Below are 17,476 nucleotides of genomic sequence, written 5' to 3' on the forward strand. Positions count from 1 at the left end.
CTTTTCAACCTCTCGTTATTTGCACTTAATTAAAACAAGTCTAAATAAAAACTAAATGAGGTTTCTAAAAAACATCCTTTTTGTGTCGTTAGCACTTACACTATCCGCAAATGCACAAGAGATAAACATTGACAGTTTAAAACAACAAATAAAAAAAGAATTAAGAGAAGAAGGAATTACTAAAAGCTCAAAAAGTTTGTTACGATGGCAGAACTTTAAGCTACGCGGTTATGGAGCAATTAACTACTACAACAATAACTTCGATACCAATCCCAATGAAAAGAACAAAGTAGATCCAGAGCGTTTAAACGTATACTTAGATTATCATTTTACACCAAAAATTGCTTTAAAAACTGAGATAGAGTTTGAACACGGAGGAACGGGTAGCACTTTAGAACTAGAAACCTTTGAAGAAGGTGGAGAATTTGAACACGAAGTAGAATCAGGTGGTGAAGTCAAGCTAGAACAGGTGTATATCAACTTCAACATCAACGAAAACCTAAACGTTAAGGTCGGACGCTTTAAAGTACAGTTCGGATTGGCACAAAACTTAGATACTCCAGACGAATACTTTACATCGTACAGACCCGAAATGGAAAATCAGTTATTGCCTTTAGGGTGGTACGAAACTGGTATAGATGTATACGGTTCTTTCTTTAAAGGAAAACTACGATACCATGTTGCCTTGGTAAACGGATTGGACGGTACTGGATTCAACTCACAAAACTTTATTAGAGACGGTCACCAAACACGTTTTGAAATGATGAATGCCGAGAACTTTGCCATCTCTACTCGTTTAGACTATAAGTTTGGAAAACACAAAAATACCTTTGTTGGTTTTTCTACCTATTACGGAAACACCAGTGGTAACAGACCTAAAACCGACATTGATGTTGATGCTTTCTTAACCATGCTAGAAGGACATTTCTCGTATAACGAACATCCGCTACGAATTGCTACTACTGCTATTTGGGGGAACTTAGGAAACTCAGAAATTGTAAGTTTTTTTAACTCAAACCTATCCAACAACCTTGGCGTTAGAAGAACTCCAGTAGGAAAAAATGCTTTAGGATTTGCTGCTGAAGTTGGATACGACATCTTACCATTTTTTACCAAACAAACCAGTCAAATGATGTTATACCCATTTGTACGATATGACTACTACGATACTATGCAAACAGTTGCCAACGGAATTACTGACAATCCAAGATGGGAACGAAATGTAATTACAGGAGGATTCAACTGGTTTGTACATCCTAAGATTATTATCAAAGCACATTATTCAGAAAGAAAACTGGGGGCTAAAAATATTGATCCTGTTACGGGGAATCAACTATCCAACAACCAAATAGACAAAATATTTTCAACAGGTATTGGATTCACTTTTTAAACATTAAAAAAACGCGAAATGAACACACAATTTGTAAAAAAAACATCCATTTTATTAATCGCACTTGGGCTATTTGCCTCATGTAGCAGCGATAATACGAGTAATGCTTTTAACAATCAAAAAGACTATGCTACGGAAATAACAAACATTACTAACAATGTAATTATTACTACGTATAACAATTTAAACAATAAAGCGCAAGCCATGGTAACGTTAGCACAAACATTTACCGTTGCAAATGCTACTGGTTTAGAAAGTTTAAGACAATCGTGGAGAGATGCAAGAGAGCCTTGGGAGCAATCGGAAGGTTTCTTATACGGTCCAGTAGATACGGAAGGAATTGACCCAGCTATAGATTCTTGGCCATTAGATTTAACATTTTTAAATACTGTTTTAGGAGGTACCGATCCTATTACTGATGCATTTTTAGCGAGTCAGAATAACAACGCCAAAGGTTTTCATACCATTGAATACTTATTATGGGGAATAGATGGAAATAAAACTGCAGCAGACTTTACAACGAGAGAAATTGAATACTTAAAAGCAGCTACTAAAGACTTACAGAACAATACCCAAGCTTTATACGACGGATGGATTGCTACTTCTGGTAATTTTTCAGCACAATTCTTAAGCTTACCATCAACTAACTATGCATCACAAAAAAATGTATTACAAGAAATTACAGACGGGGTTTCTATTATTGCTGATGAAGTTGCGAATGCAAAAATTGAAGTTCCATTAAACGGAAACTCAGGTAATGCTGCTCCAGACCAAGAAGAGTCGCGTTTTGCGCACAACTCTAAGGCAGATTTTGTAAACAATATGAAAAGTATTCAAAACATCTACTTAGGAGGTTTATCTACTGTAGTTGCTGCTTCTAATAGCGCTTTAGACACTACGATTAAAACACAAATAACAGATGCAATTGATGCCATCAACGCCATTCCTGGAACTTTTACAGATGCTATAATCAACAACAGATCGGCAGTACAAAATGCACAAATGAAGGTAAACACATTATTCAATACAACTGAAAATGAGTTAAAGCCTTTTATGAATTCATTGAATTAATAAAAAAGAGGAGATTCATTGCTCCTCTTTTCACAAAAACTAACAAAAACAAGTGAAAAAATTATTATTAATTACATGTATAACGCTTATTATTAGCTGTTCTGATGAACCCGCTACTAATGAATATACTCCTTTAACGGATTTGACTGAGAGGGAATTGGCAGGAGGAGAAACAACAATCTTTTCTTCAACATCCTTCGCTTTTGAGAATCCAGCAGCCAATCTTACTGGGTTAAATTTAGATTTACACCTAGCTGGAGATGCAGAATTTGAAAATACATTTGTTACCGCTGGTTCGCCAATAAACCCTGGTTTAGGACCTCGATTCAACAATACCAATTGTGTTGCTTGTCACCCAAGAGACGGTCGTGCTGCTTTTCCAACAAACGTAAATGCAGTTAGCGGATTACTTTACAGAATCTCTTTAGGCAACGATCCTGCAACGGGACCTATAGCCGTTCCTAACTATGGAACACAAGCTCAAAACCAAAGTGTGATTGGTTTTGTACCTGAAATGGATTATAAAGTAACTTGGCAAGAACACAACGAAGTTTTAGCAGACGGAACTGTAGTAACGCTGAGAAAGCCTACATTTAGCTACGAAAACCCGTACATGCCTATACCATCAGGAATTAAAATTTCTGCTCGTATTGCGCCTCCTGTATTTGGTTTAGGACTCTTAGAAGCCATACCTGAAAACGACATACTAGCCTTAGCCGATGAAAATGATGTGGATGGTGATGGTATATCTGGAAAAGCAAACTATGTGATCAATCCAGAAACAGGCGCTAAAGAATTAGGGCGATTTGGTTGGAAAGCCAATACTTCTAACCTAAGAATACAATCGGCAGCAGCTTATCATGAAGATATGGGAATTACCAATGAAATCTTTTCAAAAGACATTCCAAAAGATGGCTTTGCCGATGATCCTGAAATAACTCCAGAAGTTTTAAATCAAGTTACTGTGTATTGTCAAACTTTAGCAGTACCAGCCGCTAGAAATATAACCGACGAAAAGGTACAAAGAGGTGCTACTATTTTTAATCAAATCAACTGTGCTTCGTGTCATACGCCTAAACAGCAAACACAAACAGCATCCATAAGTGCCTTGGCAAATCAAACTATATGGCCATATACAGATATGTTGTTACACGATATGGGTGATGGTTTGGCTGATAACCGTGGGGATTTCTTGGCAAACGGAAAAGAATGGAAAACACGCCCTTTATGGGGAATTGGTTTAACTCAAGTAGTTAACGGACATACGAACTTTTTACATGACGGTAGAGCTCGAAACATTACCGAAGCCATACTTTGGCATGATGGAGAAGCAAAACAGTCAAAAGAAGCATTTAAACAATTAACTAAAAAAGATAGAGATGAGTTATTAGCATTCATTAACTCGCTTTAATCGTAACTTTTTATTTTTATTTAGATTTGGAAGAGGTTCACGTTTATTTGTGGCCTCTTTCTTTTATTTACTGAAAAATTAAAGCAACTCATTGATTTTTTTTGAAATCCCAAAACTCAAGTAGGTATTTAGCTAAAAAATAAAAACCATGTTAAAGTATCTATTTGTAAAAGTATTCGTTTTTTTCAGTCTTATCTCATTGGTGACATCCTGTTCAAGTGATCCTGGATATATTCCAGCTCCTGATACAGTAACCTTTGGTCAGAAACTATCCGATTATAATATCTACCAAGGTACTATAGTAGATTTAACTCCTACTACAGATTATCATTTAATCGAATTGTCTTCTTCATTATTTGTTAACTACTCAGAAAAGCAACGCTTGATAAAGCTTCCTGCAGGAACTAAAATTACTAAAGTAGACAATGGAATTCCTAATTTTCCTAACGGTACCATCTTAGTTAAAACATTCTATTACTACAAAGACAAACGTAAGCCTAGCTTAGGAAAAAAAGTAATAGAAACCAGACTTTTAATCAAAGAAGCTGACATGTGGAATGTTGCCACCTATGTTTGGAATGATGCTCAAACGGAAGCTGTTTTAAACCTTAATGGAGTAAGTAAAAACGTATCGTGGATTGATGCAAATGGTAATAGTAAAACAGTAAAATATCAAGTACCCACAGAGCAGAACTGTACTACTTGTCACCAAAAAACCTCAACAGTAGCACCTTTAGGACCTACATTAAGTAATATGAATATTGAGGTTACCAGAAACAATACAGCTATAAATCAATTACAACATTTTCAGGATGCAGGGTTAATGGATAATTTCAATCATACGCAAATACCAACATTACCCGATTATTTTAATCCGTCATATACTATTGCAGAAAGAGGAAGAGCTTATTTTGAAATGAACTGTGCCCACTGTCATAATCCAGCAGGTTTTCCAAAAGCAGCAAAAAAAGGATATGATTTCAGGTATACTACTCCCCTTTCTCAAACGAGAATTCCTTCAAAAAAAGGAAAAATCAGCGGTGTAATTGCTTCTGGTGAAATGCCTTGGATTGGTACAAATACCTTAGATGTTGAAGGATACGATGTCGTAAAACAATACTTAAACAGCTTATAAACAACAACTAATGAAACATTTATTAAAAATCTTTTTATTCCTAGTTACAACGTCGGTTTTGACCTCTTGTAATACTAAAGAAACTTATAAACCAGTGCAAGGTCAGTGGATTAAAGGTACTGATCAAGAAAAACTAAAAACCATTGAATCGCAATTTAGAGGCTTCGACAAGGCTATGGTTGAAGTCGGATACCGATATCAAGAATTGTACTGGGCAGGTCAGGATGAAAATTGGGACTATGCCAACTACCAGCTAAACAAAATTAATAAAGCTATAAAACTAGGTCTTATACGCAGACCCAAACGAGCTGCTTCAGCTGAGAACTTTTTAAACTATGTAATTCCTGAAGTTAAAAAATCAATTACTGCTAAGAATAAAGAAACGTTTAATAAAAACTTTGAAATGATGCGTACCAATTGTACCAGTTGTCATATGGCTGAAAGGAAACCTTCTTTCACCGTTCAAATTCCAACACACAGACTTTCTCCTATTAGAAAAGAATAATAGTTTGTTAAAAATCAAAAGACAGTGATCATTCGTTCACTGTCTTTTTTACTACTGCTGCTTCTTTTGTTTTCTAATTAAATTCAACTGTAATAGTATTTTTACTGAGGTACTTTTGCTTTGTAAATTACCGCAGTGTCTGTTGTTTTTATTTTGTATTTACTGCCTGCTTTAAAAAATACAGACTCTCCTTTTTTAAGATATAATGACGATTTTTCTTCTAAAACATCCACTTCTCCACCAATCACAATTAAAATCTCTACTGTTTTAGCTTCCGACTTATAAATCTCTCCCTTAGAAAGATTGATCTTACTCAGTTCAAAATCTTTTGCTTCTGTAGTATACACACGCTCTAAACCATCTTCCTGCAAGTCTCCCAATAATATATTTGGAATTGTTTCTTCAAAAAGTACATGCTTTAAAAGTTCTGGAACATCCACGTGTTTTTGGGTCAATCCACCTCTTAAAACATTATCAGAGTTTGCCATCAGTTCAATGTTTTGCCCTTCTAAATAGGCATGCGGCATTCCTGCTTTCTGATAAATCGCTTCTCCTTCATTTGCCTTAACAATGTTGAAAAAATAGATTGAAAAAATCCCTCTGTCTAAATCGTTCTTATCAGTCGAAGTCGCTACTGCCTTAGCAGCCCAATAATCTGGCGAACTTTTTTCTAATTTGTTTTCCTTATACAAAGGCATTATCCTGTCAATTAAAGGAGCTAACATTGTATTTGTTTCCTCTTTTGACTTTTCCATCACATTCTTATACAAACCAAAATATCCTTGATTTTCAAAAATGCTAACTAAATCGGTAAACTCAGGTGTTGCTTTTAAAACTTTCATCAGTTTTTCTTCTGATAAAAAACCGTGCAACAACCAAAATTCGCTTAATGCAACCATAATTTCTGGCTTATGGTTATCGTCTTTATAATTTCTATGAGGCGCCGTTAATGGTATGCCTAATTCATTTTCGTATTTAAATCCTTTTTCTGCTTCAATTTTACTAGGATGTACCTGAATTGACAACATCTTATTTACATCCAATACTTTGAATAAGAAAGGTAGTTTCCCATAGGTATCCACCGTTTTTTTGCTCAAGCACTTTTTTAAGTTTGCTTTTAAATACTCCCTTAATGATAAGTTTCCTTGCGATGTTTTAATTACCGAAGGTGCTTTGATATGAGCGCCTAGCCAATATTCAGCGGTTTTTACATTGGAGATTTTATTATTCAATAATGTTGAAATATACTTTTTTCCTCCCCATGCATAGTTTTGTACTTTTCCCTTAAGGGCAAACATGTTAAACGATTGTGATGTATTACTTATCATAACACTATATGCTTTTTAAAGCTCAGAATTTCATCTATTGAGAAGATGTCTCTTAAAATTCTACTTTTCTTTCTATTCTTAAATAAATCAGTTCCTAGTTTAATTTGAGTTTTCAATGCTTTAAAATAGCTTAGCATGTTAGGTCTCATATAAACTATATAATCAATATCTGTTCTGCTAAATAAATACCTAGCACCAGCTTTAACAGCTGCATTGATACCTTTATTCTTTTTAATATCTAAAATTGATATGTCAATTTTCGCATCATCTCTAATTACCTTTAAGGCTTTTAGCGTATTGTCTTTACTTCCATTGTTTATAAAACATATTTCGGAATCACTTTTTACATTAAATAACTTTGCCATTTCATACTCAATAATTTCTTTTTCGCTATTACAAAATAATATCAGGATTCCTACTTTCATATATTCTACGGATTTATGGATTAAAGAAAAACGACTTAATGCTAAACTTAGGCTGCGTGACGTTTTTCGTATTTTTTATGTTTTTTTTTCTATAGGACCAAGCTATTTGCCCTAATTGCCCTATAATTCTAATTGAATCTCTCATTGATAATTTAGAACCATCTGCATGTACCCATCTTTTTAATGGTTGCTCACACATCATTTCTCTGGCTTTATCTATTTTGTAGTACCTCTTTACTCTTAAAAAGATTTCTACATCAAATAACCATTTGGTAATAAATTTTTTATCGAACGCTATATTGATTACATCTCTGTGAAATATTTTTGCTCCACACTGAGTATCTTTAAAGTTCATTGATAATATCTTTCTTATAATGTAGTTTATCGTTAAACTTATAATTTGTCTTGCTGATTGCTTTGTGATGTTAGCTCCCATTCTACTAATTCTAGAACCGCTAACAATTTTAAAGTCTGAATTTTCTATCGTGGTTACTAAATCGTCAAAATCAGATAAGTCTGTAGATAAATCTGCATCTAAGAAACCTATATAATCTAAACCTTCATCTTCTGCCAAATGCAACATTCCCAATCGTACAGCTTCTGCTTTCCCCCCATTCTTTTCACAGTCGTAAACGCTAATAAAATCTTCTCTTCCTTTTCTAAGATTATTTAATACATCTAATGTTTTGTCGGTACTACCATCATTGACAAAACATAATAAGTATCCCGTATGTTTATCTATAAAGTTGATAAACTCTTTACTTAATAATCTTTCTTCTTCGTTATAACAAGGAATTACTACCCCTACACATCTTTGCTGAATAATGGTATCGTTAAATACTTTTTTATCAGCTCCTTTTTCTGGTACTCCTATTAATCTTTTAACTCTTGCACAAACCTCATTTAAACTTAAAGGCTTTTTCATGTAATCGTTAATTCCTAAATCAAAACCTTCTGTTATTACATCATCATCAGTATTTCCAGATAATACCATTACTGGAACGTCAGACTCTTTACTCTTTCTAATATGTTTTATAACTCCCAATCCAGAAATAGTAGGCATGTTCATATCAACAATTACTAAATCTGGCTTAAATGAATCAAATAATTCTATCCCCCTTACTGCGCTAGTTTCTGTTTGAATTTCATATCCTAGTTCCTTTAATCTATTTTCTAAAGGAATTAGTACTAATCTTTGATCATCTATAGCTAAAATCTTCATATATAATAGGTTGTTTGATGGTTATAGTCAAAAATAGCTTTGATTGCAATAAAAAAAGTTTATTTTTACTTAAAAGGACGTTTTCCTTAGATGAATGGTTCTTTACTATAGATGAATAAAAAATAAAGCTTATTTAATTCATTTATATTTACATAATTGCAAATGATTAACCCGCTAAATGAGAGGTACTTCTAATAAATTTTTAATTATCGCCATACTGCTTGGAGTAGCGTTCCATGGTACTGCTATTTTCTTTACTTTAGAAACTACTTACGATGCTCTAATTCATTTATTTTTTGCTGAACATTATGCCAATAGTTGGTTTGAACCTTGGAACTATAAATGGTATACTGGTTTTACTGTAATGAGTTACCCTCCTTTGGTTCATCAAACCATGGCTGCCTTATCCTATATTGGTGGATTAAAGTTTGGGCTTTTTACACTCGCCATCATTGGAGTTATATTATTTGCTACAGGAACCTATCGATTTTCTTACTTAATTACTTCAAGCAAAAAAGCAGCTGGATACGCTTGTATTTTAGCCATGTTTTCATCTTCTTTTGTGGAAACACTTCATATTTTCGGACAGTTGCCCAGCATTATGGGAATTTCCATTCTAATGCATGCAATGCCCGAAATTTACCAGTGGTTAAAAACGGGTCGATATAAATATTTATTTACTTGTTTATCTTTAATTTCAGTTACGGTTACTTCGCATCATGTTACCCCTATTTTCGGAATGGTTTTTTTCATTTTTCCTTTGATAGGTATGGTCGTAATGGATGCGTGTAGAGAACAAGTAGAAACCTCAAAAGAGATAACCTTTAAACTCTTTTTACAAGTATTTTTAAAACTCTTTAAACGAATTATTGGTTTTGGTTTTCTTTCGTTAATGACTATTATTTGTTGTTTATTACCTTATTGGATTAACTCTAAGAAAAATCCAATAACTCAAGTGCCAATTCCACATGGTTCAAGAGATAACTTTTTAGAAGTAACTTCTTCTGGACTAGTATTTTTTACCATTCCTTGGGGAATATTACTTTTTATTTTGCCTTATATATTTTATCGTTATTACAGTAAGCGATATTTATTCTTTGGAATTTCAATTACCATGCTAACGATATTAGGTACTGGAGGAACTACCCCACTTCCTAAAATGATGTTAGGTGATAATGCTTTTAATATTCTTACGCTAGATAGATTTACTTTATGGGCATCTATAATGTCTATACCGCTTCTTGGAGAGTTTACATACCGATTTGTTGAAGGTGATTTAAAAGAACTCATTCAAAAAAAATACGGTCCTCTTTATCATAGAGTCATTGGCGGATTTCTAGCCAGTTTATTTATAGGAACTGTAGTTTTCACCATGAGTTTAGGTTACTTTAGACCTTCACAACCGCAAAAGATTAAAATGCTACCTATTGTTAACTTTTTAACGCAAGATCAGCACGATCAATGGCGTTATTTAACCTTAGGTTTTGGCGATCAAATGGCTTGGCTTGGCGCACAAACTAAAGCCTTGACTGTAGATGGGAATTACCATTCTGCAAGACGTTTACCCGAATTGACTACTAGACCAATTGAACGTTTAGAAAACTCAAAATTTAAAGGAGTCGCTGGGATTGGATCTTTACAACAGTTCTTAACAACTCCTGCTAAATATAACTTGAAATACATTTTTTCTAACGATAAATTTTACGACCCTATTTTATATTTCTGCGGTTGGCAACGTTTACCTCAGTTAGAAAACGGTATTATGGTTTGGGAGCGTTTAAACATTCCACCAATGTCGTCTATACTTCCTAAAGAAGACGTAGGTACTTGGCAAAAAATATTATGGGGTACTGTGCCTTTTTTAACCTTTATTATAGCGCTATTTCTTAATACTAGATTGTTTTTTTCTAGGTATATAAATCCAAGAAAGTACATTCGTTCTGACTATTTAAAATTTAAAAATGATTATACTAAATTTTCAAACAATCTTCTACGAGTATCCCACGTTTGGGCAGTTATTTTAATAATCATATTCGTTTATGGTTATTATATATTTCATATGAAAAACGATTCGCAACGTTCTCCTCAAAATGTCGTTGCTGCCTATTATGATCATTTAGACTTTAAACGATTTATAAAAGCACATAAACTTATTAGTCCTAAAAGTAATGTAGCTCTAGACCAATACATGTTAGAAATTTCTGTTACTGATGGTTTATTAAGTTCTTATGCTAAATTAGATGCCTTAGAATCTACTGTTATTAAAAGTACTGACAGCTTAGCTACCTTAAAAGTAGACACCAAATGGATTACTCCTTTGGAAAAGGTTAGCCTGACTGATTACAAAACCGCGGTAAAAGAAAATGGGAAATGGTATTTAAAACCTGAACCTATAGATTTAGACTTACCTCCTGATCAATTATATTCTAATAATAAAACTGCTTATTTTAATCAGGGAAGAAAAAGGATTACTACAGAACAAACACATCACGAAGATGTTTTAAAACAACCTGTATTAGAAATTATTGAAGCTAAATTGGTGAAGTATAAAGATCAGTATTCAATAATTGGTGAAGTACAAAACATTGATAATGTTCCTGCCGATGTTGTTTTAAAAGGAACTTTATATAACGATGATAATAAAGAGCTTGCTATATATGATGCTAAATATCATATGAAACATAAATTGATGCCTAAAGAAATTACTTCATTTAGAATAGATTTTGAAGGAATTGCTTGGACAAAAATACAGGATTCTATTCCTAAAACATTTAATCCAGACGAGTTTACTCCTATTGAATTGGAAGAACAACCTACTAAGTTTAACATACAAGCTGCTGGAAATGTTTCGGGTTCTGATTTATTTAAAAATGTGGTGCTAAGTGATCTTTTTATTGAAGGTCAAAAAGTTAGTGGAAGTTTATTTAACAGTGGTATCCAAGAGATAACAATACCTCAGCTCATTATTACTTACTACAATGAAAACAAAGACATTGTATGGGTAGATCAAATGTTTGTAGACGCTGGTATTAGACAACAACGAAAACAATATTTTAAATATAATTTAGTTGATGATTCTGAAGTTGATATCATTAGTACCGATATGGACTTTTGTTATGTAAATGGATTACCAAACAATAGTATTTCTGACGAAATAGTACCTAATAGAATTGAAAAACATACAGTTAAGGAACTTCAAAAAATTGATCATCCTGTTTTTAGTTTTGTTAAAATTGAAATGAATATTTATATTGGAGCTCCTAAATGATGCCTATAAAAAACATATACTTTTTACTACTCAGTATTCTTATACTTTCCTTTAACGAAAGTGTAAAAAAAGTGAATGGGCCAATAACATTATTAACTACTTCAAAAGAATTTAAAGCAGGTAGTAAAGTTTCTTTAAGTTTTTCTGGTATTGAAAATGATTCTATTAAGTTATACTGTTCTAATAGTTATGGTAGTACTCTATTAACGTCTTCTAAAACAGAAAATAATCAAACCCAATATATCTTTCCTGAATATATTAGCAATAAAATTGGCACTGTTAACTGGAAACTTTTAACTGATAGTACAAAGCTTTCAGGAAAGTTTATGATAACTCGTAAGCAACAACCTGTAAGTTTAGAAACTTACCTTGGTCCTCCAAGTATTGAAGCTGGAGGAAAAGATTACGCTATGATGGTTACCATTCCTACCGATGTTTTAGACAATCCTATTAAAAACAACACTAAAGTAACTATACAGCATCAATTTTTAGCTTCGGAAAGAAAAGAACAAGTTTATACTAAAAACTTAATCGCTTATAAAAACATTTATTCTCCTATAAAAAGTGGGAGAATGTTATTATCTTCAAACTGCTTAAACTTAGATTCAAAAGAATATAATTTAAGCATTATGCCAGCTATATCTGTAAACTTTGAAATTTTTGCAGAAAGACATCATGAATATGCCGATGGGAATCAAATTACCACTTTTACTACTTCTATTTTAAAAGACAAACATGGTAATGTTGTTAGTGATGGTAGCTTTGTTGAATTTTTTATAACCAATTCTGAAGGAAATATTTTAAAAACAACAGGAACTACAATTAGAGGAATTGCTACCGCTCAAATGATTCATCCAGATCATGAAGAAAGTTGGTCGATAAAAGCCTATGTAATTGGTATTTCTGAAAGCAATGTATTAAAAATTAGGTATAAAAAAATTATACACGATTTTGATGTTGTCTTTTCTGAAAATAATAGAACCATAACAATTGGCCCTATAAAAAGCTTTATGAACCAAATGATTCCAGATGGTTTAGAAGTACGTTTAGAAATTTACAGAGGTGATACAATTCTAGACGAATATTTAAAGGAATCTCGAGAAGGTTATGTTCGCTTCCATTTAAACGAAAATATATTTAAAAATGGAACCTATAACTTAAAGATAAAGTCGGCAGGTATTACTCAAAATTTTAAAGATAAAAAGCTATGGTAAAAATTGACAAAAATATTATGAGAGGCATTATTGTATTATCGTATACACTTAGTGTTTCTGTTTTGATATTTCTTATCAGTTCGGCTTTTACTTATCTAAATACGGGTGCTGATAGAAGTAAACTTCTACATACCGAAGTAAGAAAACTAGATCAATATTTACCTAAAACCATATGGAAGTCTGATGGAAATGAGGGACGTTATGTAGATCCTCAAACACTTGGTGAAGTTGAAAATGATTATTTAGATGCCTGGTATGTACGACATGTAGCTTATAAATCGAATAAAACAGTTGGTATTGACGATTATTATACTGATAATGCTAGAAAGAACTTATTCAGTTTTATTGAACAAAACACAAAGAATAATATTTCAATAGAATCTACTACAGTTGAACATCATCCTGATATTCTGTTTTTTAGTGAAGACGGACAATTAATTGTTTTAAAAGATGAAAATGTAGTTGAGTACAAGAAAATTTACCATAATAAAAAGTTGATTTCTGAAATTACAGAAGTATCAAGTTATAAAATGATTTTATTGTTAGAAGATGGTTTTTGGAGGATTCGTCATTTGGTAAAAGAAAATACAAGTACCTATAACGAACCTAAAAGTGATACGTCTTTAAAATATGCTAACATAAAAGGTATTAACTATTACCCACAAGCAACACCTTGGGATATGTTCGGTAAAAAGTTTGACATTGAAATCATAAAAAAGGATTTTAAAATTATAAAGGATGCTGGGTTAAACACTATTAGAATTTTTGTTCAGTATGACGATTTTGGCAAGGCAAAAGTTAAATATGAAAAGCTCGATAAACTGAAACAAGTATTGGACAATGCTGAAAAAGCTGGTATTGATGTCATAGTTACCTTATTTGATTTTTATGGAGACTACAGTACTTTAGATTGGACTTTAAACCATAGACATGCCGAAAAGATTGTTTCAACATTTAAAGACCATAAAGCAATTATGGCTTGGGACGTTAAAAACGAGCCTAATTTAGATTTTAAGTCCAGAGGTAAGGAAAATGTGATTGCGTGGCTTAAAAGCATGATTACACTTATAAAATCTATAGATACAAAACATCCGATTACCATTGGGTGGTCTGATGCCGATAGTGCTCCTATTTTACAAGACAAAATCGATTTTATTTCGTTTCATTATTACAAAGAGTTGAATAACTTTGAAAATGAGTTTTTAAACTTAAAAGAAAAAATCAAGAACAAACCTATAGTACTTGGAGAGTTTGGAGTTTCTTCTTACGGTGGATTTTGGAGACCATTTGCAGGCTCTGAAAAGAAACAAGCACTATATTATAAAAAAATGCAAGAGGTCTTGAAAAAATATAAAATTCCGTTTATTTCATGGACTTTGTATGACTTTAATAAAATCCCTGCTTCGGTAGTTGGAAGGCGTCCTTGGAGAGTATATCCTCAAAAGAAATTTGGTTTCATAAATAAAGATGGCCAAAAAAAGCCATCTTTCGCGCATATATCAGAATAACATATGTTATCCTTTTAAACAATTAAATCTCTAACGTATACTTCTTTTTTAGCCATAATAGACTCAAATTCTTTCATATACATGTCTGTTATCCTTTCCATAGGAAAAGCAGTAGCTGCTTTGTAATTAGCTTTTCCTAAAGCAACTCTGTATAAATCATTGGTAACTATTGTTTTGATTGCATCGGCTAAACTCACAACACTTTCAGGAGCAAAAAACTCTCCCAAATAACCTTCATCTTTTACTAAAGAAGCTAAATCTCCCAAATCTGGCATTACAACAGCTTTACCATAACTACCTGCTTGGTGTAACACTCCAGAACTTCCCGTAGTAGATGTATATGGGAATACTACCACGGCACTATCATTAAAAATACCTTCAACATCTTCTTCTTCTACATAACCTGTAAAAGTTAACTGTGGTATATGTTTATATTGTTCCTTTACTCCGTCTAAATAACCTGGTACATTAGGATTATCTGTTCCTGCTATTACTATTTCTAAGTCTAAACCTGTAGCTTTTCTTACTTTCACCACTGCTTCTATCATATTCTCTACTTTTTTATAAGTTCCGAATTTTCCAAAACTCATAATTTTCATAGGCCCTTCTGGTAATTCATAAGAAGGTTTTTTAGCTACTTCAAAAGTTCCATGTGGTATATTCATCACATTGTTAGTTCCATATTTTGAGTCTAAAATATCTACATATTTTTTCATCGTAACTGCAACTGTATCGGCCTTCAAAATTAATTTTGTTAGCGTTTTACCTATAAGATTATAGGTTTTTTGTAAAATTTTGTTTGAAGTAAAACCAGCACTTTCCAAATCTACTTGTTCCAAAATATTATGCAACAAAACTATAGTTGGTATTTTCTTCATTTTACATATCCAAGGTAACATTAATCCTAAAGCTGCTGCTACTTTTTTATCTCCAAACTTCATAAACTGAAGATTGAATAAAATAGCATCTGGCTTTGTCTTGTTAATTGCTTTTACAACCGAGAATATATTTCTATAACTATTAAATTTCCAGCATTCTTTTACTGTTATTTTACATCCTTTTTCTGTAAAATTTAAATCTTTCTCTTTCGGAGTCTCATCTACCAATAAAATCAACTCTGTTATTTTCTCTTTCTGACGAAAACTTTTAACTAAATGATAAGCATACTCATTTAAAGTTACTTTACTTGGCGGGTACGAAGTTACAATGGCTAATTTCATCTAATTTAGTTTTAAGTTATTATATAAATTTGGCTTTTAAATATTAGAAATAATGGCATAACCAGTTTAAATACCATTAAGTGTAGATAAAAGGAATAAAAGCTTAGATATTCTGTTGATTTAGGAATCCTTTTCTATTCTCCAAAAAGAAGAAAAATAGCTGTACAAATAGTAGTAAAAACATAGCTATAATCTGTACATGTACCACCTGGGCTAAGTCTTTATGAAAAAGGACTACTAATACTATTTGTAGCATTCCAAAAATACCTGACAATACTACTGGAATATATTTTTCTAACGATAAATAGTAGTACGCAAATATATTGGACAATGCAAAAATACCCGTGGCTAGTGCATACTTCCATAATAGTGGTGTTACACTTAAATAATCACCCCCAAATAATATCTGAATAATTGCAGTTGGGAATAAAAAACAAGCAAATATTATTGCTGCAGAAATTACTGAAATATATCCCACATATTTTAATAAAACTGTATGAGTAGACTTTCCTTCTTTTTTTAATTGAACTACCGTTGGTAATAACATCATTACAAACATCCAAGCAATAAAATATACTACTCTACCAATTAATGCTAACGATGCATATAAACCTGCTTCATAAGCTTCAAAATAATGTTTAACGAGTAATATATCGCTATTGTTAATAATGATTTGTGTTAGTTCATAAAAAGCTGTGATAATAAAAAAGTTACGTACTAACTTCTTCTGTGAATCATCTAAACTTACAGATTTGAAAAAAGATATATTCTTTAATTTATAAGGAAATAATCCAAAAACAAACGAACATAAAATTCCTAATGCAATTATGATAGACGATTCTATATTGAGTATATATAATAACCCTAGAGTAATTAACAACCTACTTATCATTTCTGATTGATAAGTTATTGCTAAAGAATTGAATAATTTTTTTCCTTGAAAAACTCCCCTATTTATACTCATCATAAAATAAAAAGGCACTCCTATTCCAAACACAACAAACATATTGCTTGTTTTAGTTTTGAAAAAAGCTTGTAATTCTGGTGAAAAAATCACGATGAGTGCTCCAAAAATGATCCCTGTAAAACAGGCACTCTTATAAACATTTGATATAAATGTATTAAAAGCATCTCCTTCAAAAACGATAGCAAACTTGGCTGTTACCAATTGAAATGTCATAGCTATAAATGAAAGCACTAGTAAAAAAGTGATCATAATTGCTGCATCTGCAAACATTTCAGGGCCTAATATTCTACCTAATAATAAATTATATAGATAATTTCCTCCATTTACAAAAAGAGCACTTATCATAAATAAATGCTCTTGGGAAATTTTTATTTTTACTTTTTTTGATAATACAATCAACATTCTTTTTCAATTTATATTACTATGATATACCAAAATTGTTAAGATGTTTGAATGCACCTTTGTATCCAACTGTTAGGAATTTTTTTCGCTTTTTTAATGCAATAGCCATTAATGTTTTTATTGCATCCATACCAGCCATATCAATCTCTTTTACTTTATCCATGTTTATGGTTACGCTTTTACTCTTCGATATGTAATGTTCGAAATAAATTATAAAAGATCTAACGGTAGAACAGTTAATTCTTCCATTTAAGTAATAAACCCCTTTTCTTTCTAAAATTTGTAAAGCCATAATAAAAAAGTTTAATTGGTTAATAGTGAAACAAATATCTTTCTTATATTTAAAAAAAAATGTAATTATCGTTGAAAGGCAATTTCCTTTCGATGAATGGTCAATAACAAATGCTTAA

General features: G+C 32.1%; 14 protein-coding genes. 8 read left to right on the top strand and 6 right to left on the bottom strand.

Annotated features, from left to right (window positions below; translation table 11 throughout):
• Nucleotides 1–55 precede the first annotated feature (55 nt).
• The 5 genes from F7018_RS08070 to F7018_RS08090 all read left to right on the top strand — a co-directional run bounded on the left by F7018_RS08070 (nucleotide 56) and on the right by F7018_RS08090 (nucleotide 5,512).
• Nucleotides 56–1,390 carry a porin gene (locus F7018_RS08070; RefSeq protein WP_150899536.1) on the top strand — a complete coding sequence of 445 codons (1,335 nt, stop codon included), beginning with the start codon at nucleotides 56–58 and terminating at the stop codon, nucleotides 1,388–1,390.
• Between the two features lie 18 nt (nucleotides 1,391–1,408).
• Entirely contained in the window at nucleotides 1,409–2,461 is a 1,053-nt protein-coding gene (locus F7018_RS08075; RefSeq protein ID WP_150899537.1) for an imelysin family protein, read from the top strand.
• Between the two features lie 52 nt (nucleotides 2,462–2,513).
• The gene (locus F7018_RS08080) at nucleotides 2,514–3,872 is read left to right on the top strand and encodes a di-heme oxidoreductase family protein (protein WP_150899538.1); all 1,359 of its coding nucleotides are present in this window, start codon (nucleotides 2,514–2,516) and stop codon (nucleotides 3,870–3,872) included.
• A gap of 148 nt (nucleotides 3,873–4,020) precedes the next feature.
• Nucleotides 4,021–5,007: a hypothetical protein gene (locus F7018_RS08085; protein WP_150899539.1), complete on the top strand. Its 987-nt coding sequence runs from the start codon at nucleotides 4,021–4,023 to the stop codon at nucleotides 5,005–5,007.
• A gap of 10 nt (nucleotides 5,008–5,017) precedes the next feature.
• On the top strand, nucleotides 5,018–5,512 hold the full coding sequence (locus tag F7018_RS08090) for a hypothetical protein (protein ID WP_150899540.1): 495 nt from the start codon (nucleotides 5,018–5,020) through the stop codon (nucleotides 5,510–5,512).
• A gap of 101 nt (nucleotides 5,513–5,613) precedes the next feature.
• On the opposite strand, the gene manA is transcribed toward F7018_RS08090, so the two are convergent.
• From manA to F7018_RS08105, 3 genes are read right to left on the bottom strand one after another with little or no spacing between them, the layout of a single operon-like run.
• Nucleotides 5,614–6,810, bottom strand: coding sequence for a mannose-6-phosphate isomerase, class I (gene manA / locus F7018_RS08095; protein WP_150899541.1), 1,197 nt, complete (start codon nucleotides 6,808–6,810; stop codon nucleotides 5,614–5,616).
• 26 nt (nucleotides 6,811–6,836) lie between these two features.
• Nucleotides 6,837–7,265, bottom strand: a complete 429-nt coding sequence (locus tag F7018_RS08100) for a glycosyltransferase (protein WP_150899542.1) — start codon at nucleotides 7,263–7,265, stop codon at nucleotides 6,837–6,839.
• A gap of 13 nt (nucleotides 7,266–7,278) precedes the next feature.
• Nucleotides 7,279–8,487: a response regulator gene (locus F7018_RS08105; protein ID WP_150899543.1), complete on the bottom strand. Its 1,209-nt coding sequence runs from the start codon at nucleotides 8,485–8,487 to the stop codon at nucleotides 7,279–7,281.
• A gap of 178 nt (nucleotides 8,488–8,665) precedes the next feature.
• Here F7018_RS08105 and F7018_RS08110 point away from each other — a divergent pair, with 178 nt between their 5' ends.
• From F7018_RS08110 to F7018_RS08120, 3 genes are all read left to right on the top strand, one after another.
• Nucleotides 8,666–11,755, top strand: coding sequence for a hypothetical protein (locus F7018_RS08110; protein ID WP_150899544.1), 3,090 nt, complete (start codon nucleotides 8,666–8,668; stop codon nucleotides 11,753–11,755).
• A 71-nt stretch (nucleotides 11,756–11,826) separates the two neighbouring features.
• Nucleotides 11,827–12,969 (top strand): hypothetical protein, encoded by a 1,143-nt coding sequence (locus F7018_RS08115; RefSeq protein ID WP_246175094.1) that lies wholly within the window; start codon nucleotides 11,827–11,829, stop codon nucleotides 12,967–12,969.
• A complete protein-coding gene (locus F7018_RS08120) occupies nucleotides 12,963–14,477 on the top strand; it encodes a DUF4434 domain-containing protein (RefSeq protein ID WP_150899545.1) in 1,515 nt (504 codons plus the stop codon). The genes F7018_RS08115 and F7018_RS08120 overlap by 7 nt, the downstream gene beginning before the upstream one ends.
• Before the next feature lie 14 nt (nucleotides 14,478–14,491).
• Here the strand turns inward: F7018_RS08120 and F7018_RS08125 are convergent, their stop codons facing one another.
• From F7018_RS08125 to F7018_RS08135, 3 genes are all read right to left on the bottom strand, one after another.
• Nucleotides 14,492–15,697 carry a glycosyltransferase gene (locus F7018_RS08125; protein WP_150899546.1) on the bottom strand — a complete coding sequence of 402 codons (1,206 nt, stop codon included), beginning with the start codon at nucleotides 15,695–15,697 and terminating at the stop codon, nucleotides 14,492–14,494.
• Nucleotides 15,698–15,800: 103 nt separating this feature from the next.
• Nucleotides 15,801–17,066, bottom strand: a complete 1,266-nt coding sequence (locus F7018_RS08130; protein ID WP_150899547.1) for an oligosaccharide flippase family protein — start codon at nucleotides 17,064–17,066, stop codon at nucleotides 15,801–15,803.
• A 19-nt stretch (nucleotides 17,067–17,085) separates the two neighbouring features.
• Nucleotides 17,086–17,358: an STAS domain-containing protein gene (locus F7018_RS08135; RefSeq protein WP_150899548.1), complete on the bottom strand. Its 273-nt coding sequence runs from the start codon at nucleotides 17,356–17,358 to the stop codon at nucleotides 17,086–17,088.
• Nucleotides 17,359–17,476 lie beyond the last annotated feature (118 nt).

The organism is Tenacibaculum aiptasiae, assembly GCF_008806755.1.
GTDB lineage: Bacteria > Bacteroidota > Bacteroidia > Flavobacteriales > Flavobacteriaceae > Polaribacter > Polaribacter aiptasiae.